This window comes from Ruegeria sp. BA12 (genome assembly GCF_056539625.1).
Map to the genome: position 1 here is coordinate 178,217 of NZ_JBQFVF010000008.1, position 21,361 is coordinate 199,577.

General features: G+C 54.6%; 22 protein-coding genes and 1 pseudogene. 5 read left to right on the forward strand and 18 right to left on the reverse strand.

The window, feature by feature from the left end; all coding sequences use genetic code 11:
• Positions 1-223: 223 nt before the first annotated feature.
• Positions 224-3,478 (forward strand): adenylate/guanylate cyclase domain-containing protein, encoded by a 3,255-nt coding sequence (locus tag ACR0B0_RS15655; protein ID WP_480648610.1) that lies wholly within the window; start codon positions 224-226, stop codon positions 3,476-3,478.
• A gap of 564 nt (positions 3,479-4,042) precedes the next feature.
• On the opposite strand, the gene ACR0B0_RS15660 is transcribed toward ACR0B0_RS15655, so the two are convergent.
• From ACR0B0_RS15660 to ACR0B0_RS15725, 14 genes are all read right to left on the reverse strand, one after another.
• Complete coding sequence (locus tag ACR0B0_RS15660) at positions 4,043-4,546, reverse strand: DUF2478 domain-containing protein (RefSeq protein ID WP_170350793.1); 504 nt, start codon at positions 4,544-4,546, stop codon at positions 4,043-4,045.
• Positions 4,543-5,757, reverse strand: a complete 1,215-nt coding sequence (locus tag ACR0B0_RS15665; RefSeq protein ID WP_480648612.1) for an NnrS family protein — start codon at positions 5,755-5,757, stop codon at positions 4,543-4,545. Before ACR0B0_RS15665 ends, ACR0B0_RS15660 begins: the two co-directional genes overlap by 4 nt.
• Before the next feature lie 23 nt (positions 5,758-5,780).
• Complete coding sequence (locus tag ACR0B0_RS15670; protein ID WP_480648614.1) at positions 5,781-6,053, reverse strand: hypothetical protein; 273 nt, start codon at positions 6,051-6,053, stop codon at positions 5,781-5,783.
• 133 nt (positions 6,054-6,186) lie between these two features.
• Entirely contained in the window at positions 6,187-6,888 is a 702-nt protein-coding gene (locus ACR0B0_RS15675; protein ID WP_480648616.1) for an RNA polymerase sigma factor, read from the reverse strand.
• Positions 6,889-6,890: 2 nt separating this feature from the next.
• Complete coding sequence (locus ACR0B0_RS15680) at positions 6,891-7,415, reverse strand: plastocyanin/azurin family copper-binding protein (RefSeq protein ID WP_170362010.1); 525 nt, start codon at positions 7,413-7,415, stop codon at positions 6,891-6,893.
• The gene (locus tag ACR0B0_RS15685) at positions 7,412-7,831 is read right to left on the reverse strand and encodes a hypothetical protein (RefSeq protein ID WP_170517149.1); all 420 of its coding nucleotides are present in this window, start codon (positions 7,829-7,831) and stop codon (positions 7,412-7,414) included. The genes ACR0B0_RS15680 and ACR0B0_RS15685 overlap by 4 nt, the downstream gene beginning before the upstream one ends.
• Before the next feature lie 506 nt (positions 7,832-8,337).
• The gene (locus ACR0B0_RS15690; protein ID WP_480648618.1) at positions 8,338-8,997 is read right to left on the reverse strand and encodes a DUF2461 domain-containing protein; all 660 of its coding nucleotides are present in this window, start codon (positions 8,995-8,997) and stop codon (positions 8,338-8,340) included.
• 12 nt (positions 8,998-9,009) lie between these two features.
• Positions 9,010-9,264: a TfoX/Sxy family protein gene (locus ACR0B0_RS15695; protein WP_217360547.1), complete on the reverse strand. Its 255-nt coding sequence runs from the start codon at positions 9,262-9,264 to the stop codon at positions 9,010-9,012.
• A gap of 88 nt (positions 9,265-9,352) precedes the next feature.
• Positions 9,353-9,751: an MAPEG family protein gene (locus ACR0B0_RS15700; protein ID WP_170350786.1), complete on the reverse strand. Its 399-nt coding sequence runs from the start codon at positions 9,749-9,751 to the stop codon at positions 9,353-9,355.
• Between the two features lie 24 nt (positions 9,752-9,775).
• Positions 9,776-10,162, reverse strand: a complete 387-nt coding sequence (locus ACR0B0_RS15705; protein WP_170350785.1) for a VOC family protein — start codon at positions 10,160-10,162, stop codon at positions 9,776-9,778.
• A gap of 68 nt (positions 10,163-10,230) precedes the next feature.
• On the reverse strand, positions 10,231-11,466 hold the full coding sequence (locus ACR0B0_RS15710; RefSeq protein WP_170350784.1) for an RNA polymerase sigma factor: 1,236 nt from the start codon (positions 11,464-11,466) through the stop codon (positions 10,231-10,233).
• Between the two features lie 3 nt (positions 11,467-11,469).
• Positions 11,470-11,841 (reverse strand): YciI family protein, encoded by a 372-nt coding sequence (locus ACR0B0_RS15715; protein ID WP_170350783.1) that lies wholly within the window; start codon positions 11,839-11,841, stop codon positions 11,470-11,472.
• Positions 11,842-12,083: 242 nt separating this feature from the next.
• On the reverse strand, positions 12,084-12,449 hold the full coding sequence (locus ACR0B0_RS15720; RefSeq protein ID WP_170350782.1) for a VOC family protein: 366 nt from the start codon (positions 12,447-12,449) through the stop codon (positions 12,084-12,086).
• Positions 12,450-12,631: 182 nt separating this feature from the next.
• The gene (locus tag ACR0B0_RS15725) at positions 12,632-13,942 is read right to left on the reverse strand and encodes a sterol desaturase family protein (RefSeq protein ID WP_170350781.1); all 1,311 of its coding nucleotides are present in this window, start codon (positions 13,940-13,942) and stop codon (positions 12,632-12,634) included.
• Positions 13,943-14,069: 127 nt separating this feature from the next.
• Here ACR0B0_RS15725 and ACR0B0_RS15730 point away from each other — a divergent pair, with 127 nt between their 5' ends.
• Entirely contained in the window at positions 14,070-15,017 is a 948-nt protein-coding gene (locus ACR0B0_RS15730; protein ID WP_480641877.1) for a helix-turn-helix domain-containing protein, read from the forward strand.
• Positions 15,018-15,159: 142 nt separating this feature from the next.
• Here ACR0B0_RS15730 and ACR0B0_RS15735 read toward each other — a convergent pair whose 3' ends face one another.
• A complete protein-coding gene (locus ACR0B0_RS15735; protein WP_170350779.1) occupies positions 15,160-15,495 on the reverse strand; it encodes a winged helix-turn-helix transcriptional regulator in 336 nt (111 codons plus the stop codon).
• 74 nt (positions 15,496-15,569) lie between these two features.
• Here ACR0B0_RS15735 and ACR0B0_RS15740 point away from each other — a divergent pair, with 74 nt between their 5' ends.
• Together ACR0B0_RS15740 and ACR0B0_RS15745 are read left to right on the forward strand one after the other, a co-directional pair.
• Entirely contained in the window at positions 15,570-16,658 is a 1,089-nt protein-coding gene (locus ACR0B0_RS15740) for an NAD(P)/FAD-dependent oxidoreductase (RefSeq protein WP_480648620.1), read from the forward strand.
• Positions 16,659-16,718: 60 nt separating this feature from the next.
• Positions 16,719-17,474, forward strand: a complete 756-nt coding sequence (locus ACR0B0_RS15745; RefSeq protein WP_170350777.1) for a globin domain-containing protein — start codon at positions 16,719-16,721, stop codon at positions 17,472-17,474.
• Between the two features lie 617 nt (positions 17,475-18,091).
• On the opposite strand, the gene ACR0B0_RS15750 is transcribed toward ACR0B0_RS15745, so the two are convergent.
• Positions 18,092-19,477 (reverse strand): MFS transporter, encoded by a 1,386-nt coding sequence (locus ACR0B0_RS15750; RefSeq protein WP_170350776.1) that lies wholly within the window; start codon positions 19,475-19,477, stop codon positions 18,092-18,094.
• Between the two features lie 69 nt (positions 19,478-19,546).
• On the opposite strand from ACR0B0_RS15750, the gene ACR0B0_RS15755 reads away from it, so the two are divergent.
• Complete coding sequence (locus ACR0B0_RS15755) at positions 19,547-19,957, forward strand: helix-turn-helix domain-containing protein (protein WP_170350775.1); 411 nt, start codon at positions 19,547-19,549, stop codon at positions 19,955-19,957.
• A gap of 34 nt (positions 19,958-19,991) precedes the next feature.
• Here ACR0B0_RS15755 and ACR0B0_RS15760 read toward each other — a convergent pair.
• Both ACR0B0_RS15760 and ACR0B0_RS15765 read right to left on the reverse strand, forming a co-directional pair.
• A pseudogene (locus ACR0B0_RS15760) lies at positions 19,992-20,366 on the reverse strand (DDE-type integrase/transposase/recombinase); the annotation flags it as partial.
• A gap of 56 nt (positions 20,367-20,422) precedes the next feature.
• Positions 20,423-21,052, reverse strand: coding sequence for a response regulator transcription factor (locus tag ACR0B0_RS15765; RefSeq protein WP_254428658.1), 630 nt, complete (start codon positions 21,050-21,052; stop codon positions 20,423-20,425).
• Positions 21,053-21,361 lie beyond the last annotated feature (309 nt).

The following is a 21,361-nucleotide window of genomic DNA, read 5'->3' on the forward strand; positions in this document are numbered from 1 at the left end:
CTTGTTGCGATTATTTTGGATTTTAGGTGAAACGCCGCAGCACTGGATGGGTTTTTTAGGGGCAGTGCCGCAAAAAATGCTGTGGAATGCGCTAATTCTCGGCTTGGCACAACGATTGACATTGTGACCCTCATCCAATGGCTCTGGCCATCACACTGTCAATACGAAAGATAAATTCTCTGTGATGTGATACAATAAGACCGAAAAACCTGAGGGGGGCAACGTGGATCAACGATTGCGTGCCTGGCTGAGTCGCCTGGGATTGGAGAGCTATGCTTCGTTGTTGGAAGAAAACGACGTCGACATTGAGACTCTGCGCCATCTGAATGACGAGGACTTGAAAGACCTTGGCTTCAGCCTTGGGCACCGTCGTCGCCTGCTTGCGGCCATTTCGCCAGCGGCACAAGCCGTAAAGAAAGACACGATTGAAAACGCAGCACCCGAGCGGCGGCTGCTTACTGTTTTGTTCGTTGATATTGTGGATTCCGTTGTCCTCTCAAGACAGCTGGACCCTGAAGAGATGCGGAATCTGGTCACAAAGTACCAGTCGGCAGTTGTATCAGCTGTCCTTCGGTATCAAGGCTATGTCGCCAAATTTCTCGGAGATGGCGTTTTGGCCTATTTTGGGTGGCCCGAAGCCCATGAAGATGAAGCTGAACGAGCAGTAAAGGCAGCAAAAGATGCCTTTGCAGCAATTCAGGAAATTCACTCACAAGACGGACGGCAACTCCAAGCGCGTGCAGGTGCAGCTAGCGGAGAAGTTGTTATTGGAACAATAGTTGGCGATGTCATGAATGATGACGCCGCCGTCATCGGGGCAACACCCGGCTTGGCTGACCGGCTTCAACGCCTGGCGCGGCCATACGAAATTGTTGTTGGCCCATTAACCCGTCAACTCTTGGGCCGCCGATTTGAAGTGGAAGACATTGGCCAACATGAATTGAAAGGGTTTGACGAGCCTGTACAAGCCTGGCGCGTCGGCACGGAAACAACTGTCGAAACACGTTTTGAAGCATCCCGGTTCCAAGGTTCAACGCCATTGGTTGGACGAGCTTCGGACCTTCACTTAATTCGTGATGCATGGCAGCAAGCAAAGGCAGGATCGGGTCAAGTGATTTCATTGACCGGAGATCCGGGCATCGGCAAATCGCGATTGGTAGAAGAAATGCGGCACGAAATCTCTGGAGACAGGCGTTTCGGCTATCGTTACCAATGCTCTCCTCATCACACCAACGATGCCTTTTTTCCGTTGATCACCGGGATGCGGAGAGCAGCCGGGATTGCAGAACAGGACTCGGTAGCGGCGCAACTTGAAAAACTAGAGAACATACTGGGGCTGACGGATATCCCGTTGACCGAAAGCGTGCCTCTGATCGCGTCGCTGTTAAGGGTAGAAACTGAAGGGCGCTACGATGCCCCGGATTTCCCTCCGGTGCAATTGCGCCGCGCGATAATTCGCTGCCTGATAGATCAAGTGCTGCGTATGAGCGCACAGCACCCGATCATCATAGTTATTGAAGACATCCATTGGGCCGATCCGTCGACGCTGGAGCTGCTGCAAAACATGATTTCTGAGGCCGCTGAAGCGCCAATCATGTTATTGCTAACGTACCGACCGGAATTTCAGCCTGATTGGAACGACTGCGGCTATTGGCGTGAGATTGTCCTTAGTCGGGTCGGTCGGCGGCAATCTTTGCGGATTTTAAACTCCGTTTCTGGGGGAGACGTGAGCGAGGAAGCCGCCGCGCAAATTATTAAACGTGCCGATGGCGTGCCGCTCTACATCGAGGAACTGACCAAGGCATTTCAAGAGGCGGGGTTGAGCAGTGGGGATGTTGTTCCCGCCACGCTTCACACATCGCTTTCAGCACGCCTGGATCGGCTTGGGTCGGCAAAAGCGATTGCTCAGATTGGGTCCGTCATTGGGCGTGAATTCGATCACAAGGACATTGTGGACTTGTCGGCAGAGGTCGACATGGACTGCCTGCAAGCGCTTGAAAAGCTTGTTGAATCTGGATTGATACTCCGCATGGGCGTTCCGCCAACGGCAAGCTACATGTTCAAGCATGCTCTCGTCCAAGATGCTGCCTACTCCACCCTATTAAAGAGCCGACGCCACGAGTTGCACTCAGCATTTGCCGATCTGCTTGAAAGAAAAAGTTCTGATAACAATGGCGAGACCGCAGGAATTGTGGCCCATCACGCCTTTCTTGGCGAGGATTGGCCGCGTGCTTTCCGAGAGTTTCGCAGAGCAGGCGAAGACGCGGTTGAACGCTCGGCGCTGCGCGAAGCAGCAGGCCAGTTTCGCAGGGCGCTCGACGCGCGCAAAAAATTTGAAGTGGATGCCGAAACTGCGACCGCAGCAATAGATACGAAATTTGCGCTGCGGAACGTTCTTTGGGCACTGGGGCAGTTCGCCGCTATTCTAGATCCACTTGACGAAGCTGAGAAGTTGTCGCTCACGTTGGAAGACGATGTGCGCCTTGGTTGGGTTTCCGTTTATCGTGGCGCAAGTTTGTGGCAAGTCGGACGCTCGGCTGACTCCAAGGCGGCCGCCGAACGCGGGCGCGATATTGCTCGGAATTCCGGTGATCGGTCGCTGGAAGTTGCGGCTGATTTTTACCTTGGCTGTACATTCGTAACCTCTGGTGAACTGCGCACAGCCGAGAAATACTTCGAACGTGTTGTTTCAAATCTGCCTGGCGATGCTGCGCTCGAAAAGTGTGGGCTGCCTTTTGCACCTGCGATTATCGCCCGGTCCTGGTTGGTCTGGTCTTACGCCGAGCGTGGCGAATTTGAACGTTCTTCACATCATGCAGAACAAGCCGTCGCGCTTGCGAATCTTCAAGACAATCCTTTCAACCGCGCGCATATCGGTTACGATATTGGCTATTATCAGATTGTACGTGGTGACATCGCGGCTGCGCGTGCGACTCTTGGCAACGCGAGTTCGATCATCGACGTTTGGGGTCTCACCTATCTATCCCCCTTCACGAACGGATTTCTTGGGTTTGCTGAAATCCTGGCAGGAGAGGTTGAGACGGGCCTGGCGAGGCTTGAACAGTCTTGTCAGTTGTATGATGACATCGGGCTTGGTTTGTTCAAGTCCCTGGTTTTTACCCAGCTGGCCTTCGGATATCTCAAAGCCGGTCGCATTGAAGACGCATCCAAACGTCTCGGTCGCGCACTCGAAATAGCGCGCAGTCGTGGTGAACGCGGTCACGAAGCATTTGGTTTGTTTGTGATGGGCGAAGTCTTAAGCAATGCAGGCGCAGGTGAGGAATACGACGCGATGAAATGCTATGAGCGTGCCTTGGAGATTTCAACTGAGCTGGAAATGCGCCCATTAGCGGCACAGTGCGAACGCGGGCTGAGCCGAATTAAATCCAGGATGGGGCATACCGATGCCCAAGATCCTATGAGCCGGGAAAACAAGTTTTTTGATGGACTTGGTCATCCCAGGGACAAACGAACCTAGGCGCATGTTGAACAACGGTGTGAAGCTGGAAGAAGCCTCTCGAGCAGAAGGTTAGGGGCTTCTTGGGACAAAGCGAAAAAACAGATGAAATTTTTTGAAGGATAGGCATTTGTTTGATGCTTGTTGTGCGAGACTTACGATGTGCGACAAGACTGATCGCTAGATCTTTACGCTCACAGAACGATTGCGAACCTGCGATGAGAGCCCACTACTGCCGTTAATCATACTGCAGCCATTTGCTCTCGCGCGCGTTCAAGCGTGACGAGTTTGGGTGCTGAGATTCCCGTACCAGAACTTTCACACCGGTCTGCAGCGGATAGTTTTCACGCACAAAATCCCCTGAGGACTGCTGTCGCCGGGTCCTCTTCAGCGTCTTTAAGCCAGGTGTAGAATTCGCCCATACGTGTCTGACGTCAGCAGCAATGGGACAATTCAGGTTTTTTGCATAGAGGAGGGTTTCCGGCTCGTCGTAGGCTTCAAGGATCGAAGATCAGACGGGAACCATCGCTGCCAATGCCGGTTAATGCAACAGCGCCAAGGGAACCGTTCAAATTGAGCTGGCTGTTAATTGCGCGTCAGGCACCAGTCAAGAAGTGATACGGCGTCATCCGGCAGCGATATGGCAAGGCCGTCAGCGAAGGCCTGAAACTGTGGGATGGATGCAGGCCCTACGCCAACCAGCACCGGAACACCGTGTTCCAAGGCCTTGCCCATCACCGAGCGGAATCCACGGCCAGCGCATTCCTCGGGGCCGAACTTATTCAGTATGAACAGATCGGCGTTCTCGAAACTGCTTTGCTCCACCTGCGCCACGGCTTCGGCAAGCGCACTGGGATCCAATCTACACGCCTCCGAGCCGACACCGAGGTTCTGCGTAATCTTGATGACCGCTCCATCTGGCAGTACTCGCACGCTCATATCGCACCCATCCTGATAAATGGGCGAATGGCTCGCCTCCTTCACGATTCCGCGCAGTTCAAACCCGTTGTTGTTCAGCTCATCGGCCAGTTCCGATAACAACCTGTCAGCTTCGCCCCGTTTCTGCGAAGAGACGTATGCAATTTTCATCCCTCTGTCCTTTCAGTGTATGCCGCACTCACTTTCGTCTGATGCCTGCGGCCGCTCAAAACTGGGCGCCGTGGTGTTCCTCTGAGAGCAGGCATAAATCCGATCAGAAAAGCAGTCCAGCCAAGGCACCACAGCACAGCAACGCAGAGTACGAGAGGAAGACCCGGAAAAACCGGTGCCGCAATGCGAATGCAGGTTGCAATCCAGATCGCCCAAACTCCAATGGTAAACCCCCAATTGGCCCTCAAGCCACCTTCGGCGGTATGCGCTGCTGCCCGGCCTGCGATCGCCATAATCATTCCGGCCATTCCGCCGATTGTGATGGCATGCAAGGCGTCCGCCCTAGGATAGAACGACGGTGCAATCCCCGATAAACCCACGGCGATCAAACCAAAGGGTACCCAGAAAAAGGCCAGGTGCAGTGCCACAAGCAATGGGTTCCGGATTATCGCCAGCGTCCGCCATGTGAGCATTGACCACAAAACTGCCAATGCCGCACAAATCATCGCGAAATATGCCAAGTCTGATGCGCCAATCAGTCTGGCCGCAATGGCCAAACCTAACAGCACCTGCGGTACGACCAAAGACTGAGTGCTCGGGACCAAAGGCCCGACGCGGTCGTGGAGAGTAAGCCAATTGCCTGTGAAAGCCGGAATTGCGCGCAATCCGATGTTGATCATCAGCAATGCGAGACCAAGCAGAAATACATCAACCATTTCCAGGCTTCTGGACGGGGACCCCATCAGCGTCGCGGTCAAAAACAAGAATTCACCGATACCAAGCCCCACTATCGCACACACAAAGCCAAGCTTTTGATAGATGCCCGCCAACAGAAGTTGAATTCCGATTACAACCGCCAGTAAGAGAAAATACCCGGCATTGAAGACGACAAGCAGCCCGGAAGGCACGAAATCCGCCAGCGCCATAGCAACACGCGCAAGGGCCCACAACGCCAACAATGTGATCAGAACTCCACCCTGAACCGGCGGTCGGCCTGTCCAGCTTGGCAATGCCGTCAGCAGATACCCACCAATCGCCGCGCCAACAAAGCCAAAAATCAGCTCGTGAACGTGCCAGATAATTGCAGGCTCAAACGCTGGACCAAAACCATCAATCCATGCGCTTAGGGGCCAGAGGGCAATCGTGAACAACGCGTAAAGAAATGCCGCGGGAAACAGGACTCGGTATGGGACGATCTTGCGCAAAGTCATAGTGTTGCGCTGGTCAGCCCTGATCACTCCGCGCCACGTATGTCAATCAGGAACCCGTCGCTGAGCTGGAAATCAGGAGCGCTGGGCAGAAAGTCATCCGCCAAGGCTCCTCGCCCAACATTTCGGTCGAGACGCTGGCGACACAGTTCACGTTTTTGCGCAACAAAGGTCAAAGAACGCGACAGGGGCGTAAGCAGGGCAACCCGCAGCGCGCCCGTCACGCGGTAGAGCATAGCAGAATAGGGTTTTGAGGGTTCGACAAACAGACCTCCTGCTGTTTTAGCAAGGTTTACCACACGGGTTTTCCTAAGCTTCCTTTGGCGCGAAGGAATTGATCGTTGTCAATCTGCCGCCGCATTTGCGTTGTTGCCGGGGAAAAAGTCCTGAGCGCGGTTTGCAGGATGGTCGATCTGAGCCGAAAGAAATGCGTCATAGAACGCCGACTTCTTGCAATCTCGCTACTACAAGATTGGTCATGTTGGCGCATCGTTTGCCTCCAAACGGGAAAATTGCTTCGAAGCCGCCCCGGACCCGGTTTTCAATTGTAGTTTGCAACCTGCGACGGGCGCGAAAGAGGCGTGTTTTTACTGTTATCGGGTTGACCTGAAGCTCGGTGGCGATGGCATGAATACTCATTTCCTCTGCTTCGCGCAGCAGAAACGGCAGTCGCAGATGGGGTGGCAGATCGGAAACGGCGGATTCAAGCAAATCTCTCAATTGCGCGCGCCCAAGCGTTGCGTCGGGGAGTTCAGAATTTTGTCCGGGGAACATAATCACACTCGGTGCACTGGTTTCGACCACGGTGTTGTACTCTTCAGCAGTACGCTCTCGTCTGCGCTGCATACGCGACGTGTTGATCACGATCCGGGTGATCCAGGTGGAAAAGCTGGCATGCTCACGAAAACCCTGCAGTTTGCTGAACGCCGACAGATAAGCCTCCTGCAGCGCTTCTTCTGCCTCGGCGTCGCTGTCAACGATACCTCTGGCAACGCGAAACAGGCGGGGGTTCAAGCGACGGATAAGTTCCCGTACCGCCAGCTCGCTTCCTTCACGCGCGGCATTTACAAGCTCAGCTTCTGATTTGGCCGCATCGCTGGTTGCTTGTTGAGTGAGGCTTGTTTGGACCTTCATGATCAGTCCTCCCTGCGAACGGTAACTTCCGAAAGGATCCTCTCTACCAAAGGCAAAGCTGTCAGAGTATCTTCCGAAACATCGCTCTTGTCGTGTGAACTTCCCTCCCAGCCGGCGTCGCTCGGGGTTCCAACTACTATGCGACCAACCATCGCCGCCATTTCGTGTGGCAGGCAATAGTAGTCATATACACCTGGCGTAATCAGGGTGACTTCAAAATACTCATCCGGAAGCAAAAAGTCACTGTCCCACGGGTCGGCCGCAGCGGGAATGCGTCGCCTTCGATCATAGTTCGCCGGATGATAGGCGGTTGCTGTATGACTGTTGCCGGGATCACGATTGGTGAACCGGACGGTGGTGCCTGAAGACACAGCAAGTCCAACAGGATCATACCAGATACGTTCGCCGCGCGGGCTGCCGCGCATCTCAACCGTGGCGATCGGTTGCGCAAGCGCGATCCGCGAACTGGCGACGGAAGCAACGGCCAATCCCCCAAGCCATACAGCATGACGGCGCGTACAGATCATTCGGCCAGACGCTCTTTTGCGTTTTCGTCGTGAAACAGCACGACATGCGCGTGCGGCTTGTCCACGCCGGGATGCCCGGCATTGAAATAGATATCTGTCGAGCTGACGGTGTGTGAACCGATGTTCAATCCGTCAAATGATGCACCGTTTTGCAGATCGTCGAGTGGTGTCATGTAGACCGTGGCTGACAATCGACCGTCGCGATCATATGCGAGGAACGGACCTGCGGGCAGAGTGGTTGGGTCGACGAAGAGCGTTCCCAGACCAGGGATGAACTCGGGCAATGGCAATACGTCGCTCACTTTCACATAAGGATCGCCGGCTGGGGCATTGGCGAGAGCTTGTTCATCGTGAGCCTTAGCAGTTGGGGCGGCAGCGACAATAAATCCAAAAGCAACTACGGTTTTTCTGAACATGGTTTGGTCCTTTCCAAGGGTTTCACCGGGTTCGCTTTAGTGCGTTCCTGGTTCCTTAGATGCAGGAAACACGGAAAGGTTCCCGAAATTCGACGAAATCGCGCAAGCTGATCGTGAATGCGCTGCAGGGTGGCATTGTCAGCTATGTATGAATTCAACTACTTCCGGAATTTGCACTCTCAGCGCATGTCTCCTTCGACGGGGCGCGCCGCAGCATCCTGAAGGTAGGGTGGATGTCAGGATTGGACCGCTGTGGACTAAGTGCTGAGGTGCCCGGTTGGCGGCACCAGGTGGAATATGCCTTTCGCGCGCTGCAAAGGATCAAATCCGCCCTCGCATTTATATCAGGCTCGAGGAATTGGGAGAGGTTGAAGTCAAAAACAGCGCTTGCCCGTTGCGATGTTTTGCAATGCCGTTCGACAACTTGATCGGCGATCCGGAACAGGACTACTTCGCCGCAGTGCAACTCGTCTAAGCTGCCGCTCGCTGCGAGCGCAAATTCTTGGCTACATGACCCTGGAAAGCAATTGAAACACCGGCATGAGTTTCCCGAATAACACAGACGTTCGTTCTATGAGGTTCGGTTCGATAACAAACGCAGGAGCCCCGGCGTCCATCCAAACGGCAAAGCCCTTGCGGCGCAATGCCTCTGCGTGGAGATGATCTTTGTCAAAGCCAGTCGGAACGCGTTTCAATTCTGGGTCCTCGATCCGGAAACCATCCTGTCGCATATCTTCAGTGAGCTGGATCAACTCTGCCCCTTTTGGACCAGCCATTGCCGTGCGGAACGCGTCCAGTGCATTTTTGTCATACTGAAATACCCCGCAGCCAAGGGACAGTTTTTCGGGCGATAGCCCAAAGAACCACATCGGTGGTTGAACCGCGTTGCCCTGCGGAATGAACGCAATATGCAGGTGTGCGTTGTAGGGCGTCTTGTCCTTGGAGAACCGGACATCACGGTAGATGCGAAAGATCTTACTGCGGTGGCCCTGCCCAGTCAGGTCTTGCAATGCGCCAGCCATGCCGTCGGCAAAATGCTTGCTGGGGTCCTTCAACTGGGTTTCGTAGGTTGTCTTGTGCGCTGCGAACCAATCCTTCGTGTTGTTGGCCTTAAGACCCTCAAGAAAACCAAGTGCCTCAGACGAGAAACTCTCAAATGTAGCCATCACATCCTCCATTCAGTCTTTCGCCGGGAGGGCTGCGGCGTGTTCGAGGCAAAGTTCTACCCAGCGTCGCAATGCTGGGTCATCGCAGTCGCCCTCTTCAACATATACAAAGCCCCCCAGTTTACGGGTTCCATGGATCACTTCCTTAGCCATTGGATCCTTCAGCGCCATGCTCTCGTTCGCCTTACCCACCCGGAACATGAACCGACCGACCCCATCTTTGTGACGGCGCGCGCCGCAGAGCATGTTGCCGTTTAAAAGAAACACTGGCCGCCCATCATCCGCTTTTCGGAGATGCCTGCATGCGCGGCCAAAGCATCGCGCACACGAGTGTTAAGGTTTTCATCTACCGGCATCAGGCGGCTGTGCCGAGTTGCCAGAGGATGGCGAAAGCCAGCACCATCATAGTCAAGGTCGTCAGGGCCGCCCCAATTGCGCGTCCTTTGCTTTCTGCTGATGCGCGCAAACCGAAGTAGTGGATGAGGCGGGCTAGCAGCAGAACCCCACCACAGACAGCTATGAGCCAGGGTGCCGTTCCCGCAATCTCGGCACCCGCGAGGGCAAGCAGGGCAAGCGGGACATATTCGATGAAGTTCCCGTGTGCCCGCATCAGGCGTAGCAGTCCCTCATCCTCACCATGGAGCAAAAGTATCCCAGTCCTGGCACGACGCACGCCAACGGCGATTGCCATGGGAATGCTCATCAAGACAAACACCGCTGTCACGATCAGCGCAATTTGGGGCAGTTGTTCCATCTGATCCCTCCTTTCGAGCGACGCTTAGGACGCCATGCTTTCATAGGTAATCAGCGCGAACCGCGCGCCCTGCGGGTCGGTTAGCGTCGCCATGCGCCCGACCCCCGGCATATCCATCGCAGGCTGAATGACCGCGGCACCCTTGGCTTGCGCCTTTGCAACACTCGCATCCACGTCGTCCACGGTAAAAAAGATCGTCCAGCTTCCATTGTCCTCAGGCATCGGTGAAAAGCCACCAATGGGCGTCTCGCCCACCACTGCGGCCGAATAACTCGACCCGTCCTGCATCGGCATGTCGTTTATCGCCCAGCCCAACACATCCTGATAAAAGGCTTTGGCTTTGCCCTGATCCGGTCCGGAATGCCCGATCCATCCGGAATTGCCGACAGTTGTCATCTCTAGAATACTCATGGGTGTCTCCCTTGGTTGTGCCCGCCACATACGGGTCTGATCCAAGGACGCGCGAGGTGCCGGCTTTCCTACACGCCGCGCAGTTCTTTTTGGCTGATCGCGATTTTATCTGCGATCACAACGCGTTCAGGGCCCGTTGGAGCGAGTGTCATCACGGTCTCAAAGGCGGCGATGGCGGCTTTGTGGTCGCCAGTTTCCTGCAACAGGCCGCCCCGCATCGCGTGATACCAGCGATAGGTGATCAGATCCTCTGCCACTACCTCCATCGCCTTCAACGCATATTGCGGGCCGTGCAACTTGGCCTGTGCAGCGATCTGGTTGAGTTTAACCACAGGGGTCGGCTGCAGCGCATGAAGGGCGGCGTAGTGGCTCTCTATCAAGGCCCAGTCGGCGTCTTCAGATGAGGCCGCGCGGGCGTGGGCCGCAGCGATTGCGGCCTGGATGATATAGACCCCGCGATGACCAATACGTTGGGCTTTTTGCAAAAGGCCCGTTGCCTCGGCGATGTCCGAACGGTCCCAAAGGTCGCGATCTTGATCGTCCAACGCGACAAGCTTTCCATCCGCATCGATACGTGCCCGCCGACGGGCGTGCTGGAGCAACAGCAACGCCAACAAGGCAGACTGCTCACCCATGGCCGGGAACAACGCCACAAGCAGGCGGGCGAGGCGGATGGCCTCTTCACACAATGTAAGCTTCATCTGTTTGGGACCGGCCGAAGTCGACCACCCTTCGCTGAACATCAGGTAGACCATCAGGGAAACTTCACCCAGCCGCGCTCCCCTCTCTGCCGGGCTGGGCGTTTCAAAAGCGACCGAGTTGCTCGCAATCTTCTTTTTGGCACGGGTGATCCGCTGTTCCATTGTCTTTGGTTTAACCAGGAATCCGCTGGCAATCTCGTCGACGCTCAACCCCGCGACCACGCGTAGAGCGATGGCAATCTGATCCCGTTGATCCAATTCCGGATGGCAACATACGAACAACAGTCGCAAGACATCGTCGCGCATCTCATCAGGGTCAGGTGTTTCGGTGGGCGCTGGTTGAAACTCCTCTGTGTGGCGCGACAGAATTGCCGCGCGGCGTTGGGATTTGCGGATATGGTCAAGACCCGCATTGCGGGCGGTCGTCAGTAGCCACGCCAACGGATCACGGGGCGCGCCATCCTTGGGCCAAACCGTCAGCGCCTTAAGGCACGCATCGGCAAAGGCTTCTTCGGCCGTATCGATATCGCGAAACACCCGAGTCAGGGCCGCAATGGCACGTGGGCGTTGTAGGGCGAATGTGGCCTCCAGCCAGTCCGACATGAGCTACTCCGATGAAATGACACCCCCGGCCCAGGCCACAGGCCGTACTTCGAGCCGCGCAACGGGTGAGGAAATCATCTTTGCGTATTCCAAAGCCTCATCAAGATCTTTGAAATCGGCAGCGTAAAACCCAAGGAAGTTCTCCTTCGTCTCGGCAAACGGACCGTCGGTAATCAGCGGCGCGGTGCCCTCGCTGGCGGCCGGTTCGACCATCACTGCAGAGGTCGGCGGCATCAGCTTTATCGAAACAAACTCCCCCCGCTTATTTAACGCTGTTTGCAGTGCACCATGGCCCGACATTACCTCATCCTGACGGTCTCTCGGCAGAGCCTCAAACACGCCCGCCTCTCCATAGATCGTGATTGCATAGATCATAATTACCTCCGTCCTTTTGATACATGCTGCAAGGACGCGCGAGCACATGCAAATCCGACGGCCAACCAATTTGGATGTTTGGCTCGATACCGTGGTTCTGCAATTGCAACACGCATTGCGCCCGGAGGACCGATATCTTCCCGTCGATCATCTGAAGAAATCCAGTCATTGTGCAGCACAGAAACTCGCGGCGCTTTATTACGCCGACAGGATCGGGATAATTAAACCAGTGGGCCCAGAAATTAAGCAGGTTCCCAAAGCTCAATCGGATTGCCTTCAGGGTCATTGAGCCACGCAAACTTGCCATTCGGATAAGGAGAATCTGGATCGCGACGCACTTCGACACCTTTGGATTCCAACTGCGCAATCATTTTTTCAATGTCGCGAACACGAAAATTCAACATGAATGCCTTTTCCTGATTTCCGAAATACTCGGTCACCTTCTCGAACGGGGCAAAGACAGTTTCGCCCGCTTCCTGTGTCCAACAGGGCGTTTCATAATCATTGGGGACAAGATCAATTCCCAGATGATCGCGGTACCAATCTGCCAACGCGGGAGGATCCTCAGATCTGAAGAAAAACCCGCCAAGTCCCAGCACTTTTTCCATCTTAAAAACAAGACCTGCTGTTAACCAAAATACGTTACTTCAATTTACGTCATTTGATAAGCTCAGCCCACAGGAGACATCCATGGAACACACTGGCCCTCCAGCGCAACTTTGACAAAGCCGCCTATCGCATTACGGTCCCGACGCCGATTTGGTAACGTGTTCACACGCAATGCGTGGAGTTAACCTCCGTGTTCAGAAAGTACGGATCGAAGGTAGTTTGTAGAGTGCCATGTCTGGCTTGCACAGATGATGCCGGCGCAGCCCTTGAGGATAAGCCGATGTTGGCTCGCTTGTCTGATTGTGCCTCGATATGTCCGCCCGGATTCTGGGTCCCGCAGCATTCCCTCCCAGGCAGTACCGTTGAACACAAGATCCGTCAGGATCAAATCGCCTCTCTTCGCATGGGGTGTCTGCCCCTCCCAACTCCAGAGCAACCGACCGCATCTGGTGGCACCATCCGCGCCACAATCCTCGAATTCAACTATGATACCAAGACCAGGCGACGCGTAGCGACCACTGAGCTCGAAGGCATCGCCGCGACTGGCTGCCAGACCCCCAACAATCGCTACAAACAGAAGTGCTGCTTTCAGACCAACAGGCCGGATGCGCGGCGCAACGCGGGCAAACTCGGTGAGGTACTTGGGATGTTCCGTCTTCATCAGCCGATCCCACCAAGAAAAATACAGGCCGAGGTTGTAACCGGCATAAGCGTGATGCAGATCGTGATGGGTGACGCTTGTTAGCCAGCCGAAGACAGGGCGGCCTTTCTGATCGGCTGGAAAGATCTCGATCCCGCAGTGACCCACTGCATTGCGCAGCATCATATGGGTTACAAAAACGAACAACGCCAATGGATGCGCCGGGAGGAGAATCAATACCAAAGGCAGGTAAACCGCGTTTACCACAGCCTCACCGACATCGAAGCTATAGGAGGTGAAGGGCGTAGGTTGGTGTGATTTATGGTGCAACCGGTGGAACCGCCGAAACAGCGGCGGGTAGTGCAGCGCGCGGTGTGTCCAATAAAACCACGCATCGTGGAGGACGATCAGCGCCACGATGCTGAACGCGAAATAGGCCCAGCCAAATGTCGCGACCTGTTGGTATATCGTGATGACCCCTGCCCTGGCGCCCAGCACGATTGATGTACCAGCAGCAGTAAAGATCAGAACGGTCCGCAGGCTTACCAGGATCTCGCGACGGATCTGGCCCTTGGGTGGATCCGACAGGCGGACTTTTTGCGCGGCAAGCCGACGTGCCAGAAGGACATTGATCAACAGATACGTACCGCCTGCGCCCAAAACATAGCGCAAGAAGTCTCCGCCAAAGACATTTGCATAGACGGAAAGCAGTGTAGTGAGATGTGTCATTGGCTTCTCCAAGTGCGAAAGGACATGCAAAACGACCTGACGCAGGCGGGTATCGGATTCCCTCTGATTTCGAAAAACGATGGGCAACTTGAGTTTTCGGCGAGTATTTTTCATTTTCGACATGGTCCAGCCATTGACCGGCAAGCCAATTCGCACTTCGCTTATGCGCGTGATGTCAGATTTAGCGGTCTTCGATATTTTCCTGCGTGGTAGCGCCGTTGGCGTTCTCTTTCTCTGTGCTGTGATCTTTTTGGCAAACGGACCCCGAACCCGGAAAAGTCTGGCCGTCGTGCTGCTGTGCCTGAGCCTAGGCCCTTATGTGATCGTGTCCTCTCCGGGTATCGATCTGAGCGAGGGGCCAATCCGGTTTGTACTTGTGATGATCGCGGGCGTGATCCCGGTTCTGATCTATTGGGCCGCGATTGAGCTGTTTCAGGATGACGTCGTCATTCGACCCTGGCAGATCACAGTTGCGGTTCTGATCGTTGGGACAAGCTGGTTGACCCAGCTGCAATTTCCACTCGGTGTGGTTCGTGGCGCATGCGTGCTGATCTTCTTTTTGCACATGCTGAAAATTGTTGTGTCAGGCGAGGTCGAAGATTTGATTGCCGAACGCCGCCGGTTTCGCCGTTGGTTTCTGGTCTGGCTATTGACCCTTGGCATAATCATCACGGTGATTGAAATCACCCATTTGGATCAGGTGCTTCCGTATTGGGTATTCCCGCTACAGGCATCAGCAATTTGCCTGTCTGCAGCGACCTTCCTGGTTTGGTCGGTGCGTGTTGCACCCGACATTTGGATCGAACACTCTGCTGCCTCGCAGCGCGACATAAACCCGAACCCTGCGCAAGCGGCATTGATCAAGCGTATTGATACTGCGATGGCTGCAGGTCTTTGGAGAGAGGAAGGGCTGACCGTAGCACAAATGGCGGCCAAACTCGGGACGCAAGAGCATCGGCTACGGTCTGCGATCAATCAAGGAATGGGGCACCGCAATTTCACCAGCTTCGTGAACGCATTTCGCGTTCACGAGGCGCAAGCGATGCTGGAAAAGCCGGAAATGGCCGAGCGTACAGTGCTCAGCATTGCTTTTGACGTTGGCTTCTCTTCGCTTGGGCCATTCAATCGGGCCTTTCGCTCGCAAACAGGCAAGACCCCCACAGAATACCGAAACGAAGCGTTGTTACGAGAGGAATGATCGCAGCCAGCCGCCCTTTGCTGACCTTGATCAAAGTGTCCAGTGCAGCGTTTCTGTTTATTCACAAGCGAACATTGATGTGCAGCGCCTCAGACTATTCTTCTTTCTCCTGCAAATACGCAACAATTGACGTACGAAGCCCTCACTTCCTAGTGGCTAGCTTGTCCACATTTGCCGCTGCCCAATCATGCATAACTTGTAACACTGGTATCAGGCTTAGGCCCAAAGGTGTGAGGCTATACTCCACATGCGGTGGGATCGTTTTGAAATCTTTGCGCGACACAAACCCGGCGTCTTGCAACTCGCTAAGCTGGCGGGTCAGCGTCCGGTGCGTGATGCTGCCAAGATTTCGTTGCAATTGATTGAACCGCGAGGTTTCCTGCGCCAGCCAATAGATGACCAAGAGCTTCCACTTACCCGATATCGCCTCAATCAAAGGTTCAATGAGGCAATTTTCATCCGGTTCAACAGGCGCCATGACAGTATCCCAAATGACCGTACTTGTCGTTGTGATCTTATGTTTCTAATTACGGCTCAGACGGACGGAAAGCAATGAGGAACAGAATGGACAAGCAGAAAGTCGTGATAGTTGGCGGTGGGTACGTCGGCTTTGAAGTTGCAAAAGAGTTGGATGAATACGCTGATGTCACTCTGATCGAGCAGCGAGAGGCTTTCATGCAGCCGCCAGCGGCCATTCGTGCGCTACTAGAGCCCGATCTGCTGGATCAGATCATTTTGCCTTACGACCGCTTGCTGAAGAATGGACGGGTCATCCGCGGCCGTGCCGCTACTGTGACTCAATCCGAGGTAACGCTGGAAGACGGCTCTGCTTACCCTGCGGATTACATCGTCCTGGCAACTGGTTCGTCTTATGCAGCCCCTTTCAAACCGGCGGGCGAAAGTATGGATGACTTTCGCAAGGCCAGTGCCGATGTCAGCGCTCGGCTGGCGTCTGCGAAATCGGTCGTCATCGTTGGGGCCGGCCCCGTCGGTACCGAGTTGGCCGGAGAGATTGCAGCGGCACAGCCCAGTAAGGGCATCACTTTGGTTTCGTCTGACAACAGCTTGTTTCCAACGTATCCCGTCAAGCTGGGGGCAGAGCTCAAACGCAAGCTGGAACGCGCCGGCGTGAACGTCGTGGTAGGTCAAAGGGCAGAGAATCTGCAGCACGCGGACAAACCTTATGCCGGATCAGTAAAACTGTCAGATGGCCGCGTTATCGAAGCTGATCTGGTCTTCCCCGTGATCGGGTCCAAACCAAATACGGCATTGGCGCAAACGCTGCCCGCGGTGACCGTGGCGCCCTCTGGCCGGATTAAGACGGATAGCTGGTTGCGCCCGTCCAAGTACCCAAATGTCTTCATCGCCGGGGACATAGCCGACGTCGGTGACAGTATGACGATTGTTGCGATCTCTCGTCAGAACCCTTGGCTGATCAAGACCCTGAAACAGGTCCTCAGCGGGCAACCCGTAGAGAAACAAAAGCCCTACGCGCCTTGGAAAATGGCACCGATCCTCGTTCCGCTAGGCCCCAAAATCGGAAACAGTTGGCTCTTTGCGACTGTCGGTGACTGGGTCACACGGAAGATGAAAGGAAAAGAACTCTTTATCCAGAAGTACCGCAAGGCATTTGGGCGGTGACGGTCTGCCCTGCCCCAGCCATCATTTTTCTGGCATCAAGACGCTCTAGGAATTCGCCCAATGCTCCGTGTTGACCTTCCCAAATTTCCGACCCGCCATGGTTACATGAGCGAGAGAATCCAGCAGGCCTATATTAAATCGGCAATCGATAAGGGGCTGCTACCGCCGGAAGCACTCCGGATGGCAGAGGTTGTCTCGCTGACGGCCCCCGGTGACCTGAGCAAGCCCATTCAGTTTTGGCAACTCTATTCCGTCCTCGGGCAAGAGCCCATCGTCGGCATCGTGCATAGGTTCTATGAACGTGTCTTTGCCGATGAGCCTTGGTTCACGTCCGTGTTTGAACGGGTCGGTGGGCTGAACCACCATGTCACAACTCAGGCGTCAATGTGGATCGATGTCATGGGCGGCGGCCCGTACTATCACGGCGCAGAGTTCCGGCTGAGTTTCCATCACACCCACAACGCGATGGCCCTGATGAACGACAAAGGGGCCAAGCGTTGGGTCACCCTGATGCGAGAAACGCTTGATGCATCCTCGGATTTGATGGCGGATGATCCCCGTGTCCGAACCAGCCTAAACACCTTCCTAACTTACTTCATGACCAAATACGCGGATGAGTTCGCGTTTGAGGATCGACACGTTTTTGGTGACACAAACGGCCTGCTCAAGCGCCGGATCAATTTCATGAAAATGACAACCGAAGCGATCGAAGCCTTGAGCGAGGAAGAACTTAGCGAAGCACTGATGGAGCGCGGTGTTGATGTTTCGCAATATCCAAACAAGCAAGCATTGGTAGGAAAGGCACTGATGATGTAACCCATCCGGCTCATAGCGGACTTAGGCAAGGCCGTTATGAGCCGTGGTGAGGCTTCACCAGACCGGCCATTTGCGGCGACCGAAAACTGAGGCGGGTACGAACTCACCTGCTGCGCAAACACACGAGCCGTCATTGCCGGGCTGTACGGAATAGCCAGTCTCTTGATTATGGCGTGAACATGAATGCCGGTCCCCAACAGTGTTTATAAGTCGGAACAGGAAAGAAATGCCGGCACGCAATCCAAGCATGATCAGTAAAGGGTGCCTCACAACGGGATTCCAGAAGATTCCATGGCTTCAAGCCACCGGTCCAAAGCATCCAGACGGGACATGCCTTGCCCATCAATAACTCAACTTGCCGCAACTTTGATACAATCTCTTCCGGCTTCGGTCGCTTGTTCGCCATGTGGTTCCTTCATTTTCTTAACCATAACGTCGGACCACTTCAGAGGGGGAGGATCAGCAACCCTGCCCGTCCACTTTGCATTGCCGTAGTGACTTCAAAGGCCGTTTCGATCCGAAAACAAGAATTCTGGCTGCTCCACAATCGCCCCGCAATACGCGGATTACCTTTCTCGGCAACGTCACTCGGCGGGGGTCGGCGCATTGCGGGCGCGCTAGGCTCGGCTGCTAATTGCCAGCCCCAGGGCAATCAGGGCCAAACATGCAGTGGCCGTGAAAGTCATCGAAAAAGCATAGGCAACATCTGCGGCCGGAGCATTAGTGGCATCTCCCTTCCCGACTATGTTGACGAATAGCGTGGGTATTGCAGAGGCACCCGTCATCAGACCCAGGTTCCGCGAGAGCCCGAGAAGGCCAGAGAGCCGGCCACGTTGTTCTTTGGCGGCGTGTATCAGAACCGCTGTGTTGTTAGCGGCAAGAAAAAGTTGGAAGCCGGGCGTCAACATGATGAGTGCGGCCAAATAGCCGCCGACACCGAAGTATCCCGGCAGGTACGCCAGACACAGCAGACCAACCGTAGTCTGCACAAGGCCGATGGTCATCGCGCGATCCGAACCAAACCTGTCCGTCACCCATCCGGCCGGAACCCCGAAGAGCGCAGCGACCAGCGGCCCAACTGCCATAACCAAACCGATGATCGCTTCGTTCAATTCCAGAGAAAATGCCAGAAAGAACGGACCAACGACCAAAGTGGACATCATGATTGCGCTGACCAGAAGGTTCGAAAAAAGCCCGATACTTGTCCTCTGGTCGCGGAGCAATTTCATCGGCACCAGCGGTGAAGCTACACGGGTTTCGACAAGCCCAAAAAAGACGATTGCGATCAGAGCAGCAGAAAACAATGCAACCGGTGGCACGGGGATACGTGAGGCTCCGCCACTGGTTGCCAGAGCGTAGGCTGCCAGTGCAATAACCAACACTATGGTTCCCGGAAAATCCAATTCTCGGCAGGATACTGTCGGACGTTCAGAATCGCGCGTGATTGCGGTGACAGACAGTATAAGCGTGACACCAGCAAAGCCGGCAAGAAACCAGAATGCCATGCGCCAGTTGCCCATCGCCAACAACACACCGCCCAGTGAGGGGCCCAGGGCAGTCCCCGCAGCAGAAGTCGTGCCAAGCAATCCCATTGCCGTACCCAACCGCTCAGTCGGGACAAAATCACGTGCGATAGACATTGGAAGCGCGATCAGGATCGCTCCGCCAAGCCCCTGCAACGCGCGCCCAGTAATCAGCAAGCCCAGGCTCGGGGCCATAGCGCACAGAACCGACGCTGCAATAAAGACGATGAGACCAGCAATCAGCAAGCGACCGTGGCCGAATAGATCGCCAAGCCGCCCGGCGGATACGATCGTGATGGTCACGGATGTCAGGTAAGCCAGTACGACCCACTGCACCTCGGAAACTGTCGCAGCGAAGCTACGCGTCAGCGTCGGAAGCATTACCGCGGCAATACTGATACCCAATGAGGCGGTCAATGTCGCTGCAGCGAGAGTGATCAGGATGGGAATGGAAGATTGCGCCTGCACTGTATCAGTCATCGTAAACTCTCTTGTCTCATGTGCCAGTGAGGAGCTATCCTGCCATTTCAAGTCGACTTGAGGTCAACTATGAAACTTCTTGATATTGGCGTCCTGTCCAAAAGGAGCGGCGTCCCCCCCTCAACACTGCGCTATTATGAGGAGATCGGGCTGATCCAGTCCGCCGCTAGGAATGGGCTTCGACGGCAATTCGAGATACGCGTCGCGACGCAGCTTGCTTTGATCTCTTTAGGAAAAATGGCGGGATTCTCACTTGCTGAGATCAAGGACATGTTCGCCAATGATGGCACTCCGCAATTGCCACGCCCTGAATTGCACCTGCGCGCAGATACTCTTGATGAACAAATCCGTGGTCTCACCCGGCTACGCGATGCGTTGCGTCACGTGGCGGATTGTCCGGCAGAGACCCATATGGATTGCCCAAAGTTCAGGCGCCTCATGGAGTTTGCATCGCGTTCCGTCGCCACTCAAAAGCGATGAAAGCGTCTGCGTAGCCTGACAGCAGGCAGGTCTTTTAATGCAATTCGACGAATTGAAAATACGGGCTCGGAGTAATCATGTGCACAATTTCGATCTCGTCCAAGCTTGCCTCGGCTGATGCGAAGGCCTTAACTCCAAGCATCGGTCTTGTTCGCCTCTTAATGAACAGGTGGTCCTGTTCGACGATATTGTTCAGGTACTTCCGCCTGACCATCTCTATTGGTATCGGGCAACCAAAACCCTTGAGCATTCTGTTGATTGCTTTGATACCCGCAGTGTTTGTGCTGCTTTTGCCGATGACAATCTTTCGTGGGAGGCCGTTGACCTCCAGCATCTTGGCGAAGAACTTTGTGGCGACCTGTTTGCTGCGACGTTCTGAAAGCTTGAATTCGAGCGTTTTGGCCTGCTTGGGCTTCCACATATTGCGTGATAGCTAGTAAATGCTCGGCCATAGGTGCAAATCTGTTAATCTGAGGCAGCGCCAGAAGAATAGTAGAATGCAATCGCTTGCGCCCTGTTTTTAACCGAGAGCTTTTCATAGATGTTGCTCAGGTGAAATTTGACTGTATTTGTCGAGATTTGCAGGTCCTTCGAAAGTTCACGATTGGATAGGCCCTTGGCCAACGCTTCAAGGATGACGCGCTCTTTACGAGACAGGCTGTGAATTGGATCCTGCTGCATTTTCCGAACATCGATGAACGGAAAAACCATCTTGCCTCGGGCAACATCCGAACAAGTTTCCAGCAAAACATCGACCTCACCTGACCGGGATGCGAACCCCGCAGCTCCTGCCTGCATAGCAAGGCGCGGCACGTCTCCGGCATCGTCTCCATATACGACGAAACGGGGCGCGTTCTCCTGTTCACGCAGAACCTCGATCAATTTGGCGGCGCCCAAGACCGGCAAATTCCAGGCGATCACGCAGACCTTGACCGGAACTCTCATAACCGCGCCCAAGAAGCCTTCGGCGGTTGCTGATGTTGCCACCAGAGAGAATCGTGGATCACGCTCGAAAATCTCGGACATGGCCGACAATACCAGTGGATTGTTGTCGGCAAGCATAACGTTAATCGGTTGCTGTGAAGGCTCTGCCATTGATTTTACACCCAAAAACCCAAAAAACTACCCGTAAGTATAGGAAATAATTTGGTATACTGCGGTATTTCTGCCAAAACGGGTAGTTTTTTTCTAATCCTATTAGAAGTCCCAAAGCAGTAGTAAGTTACGTTGCGCAATGATGCAAGCAAGGCTTTTCTGATCCACAACGCGATATTTGGGCGTGATTGATCACGCCGACGATCAAGGAGGATCGAATGACTTTTCAGATTTATCCCACGCTTGAGATCCCCGAGACACTGGCTGCTGGTCCGGGGCCGGGCAATACCGATGCTCGTGTTTTGCAGG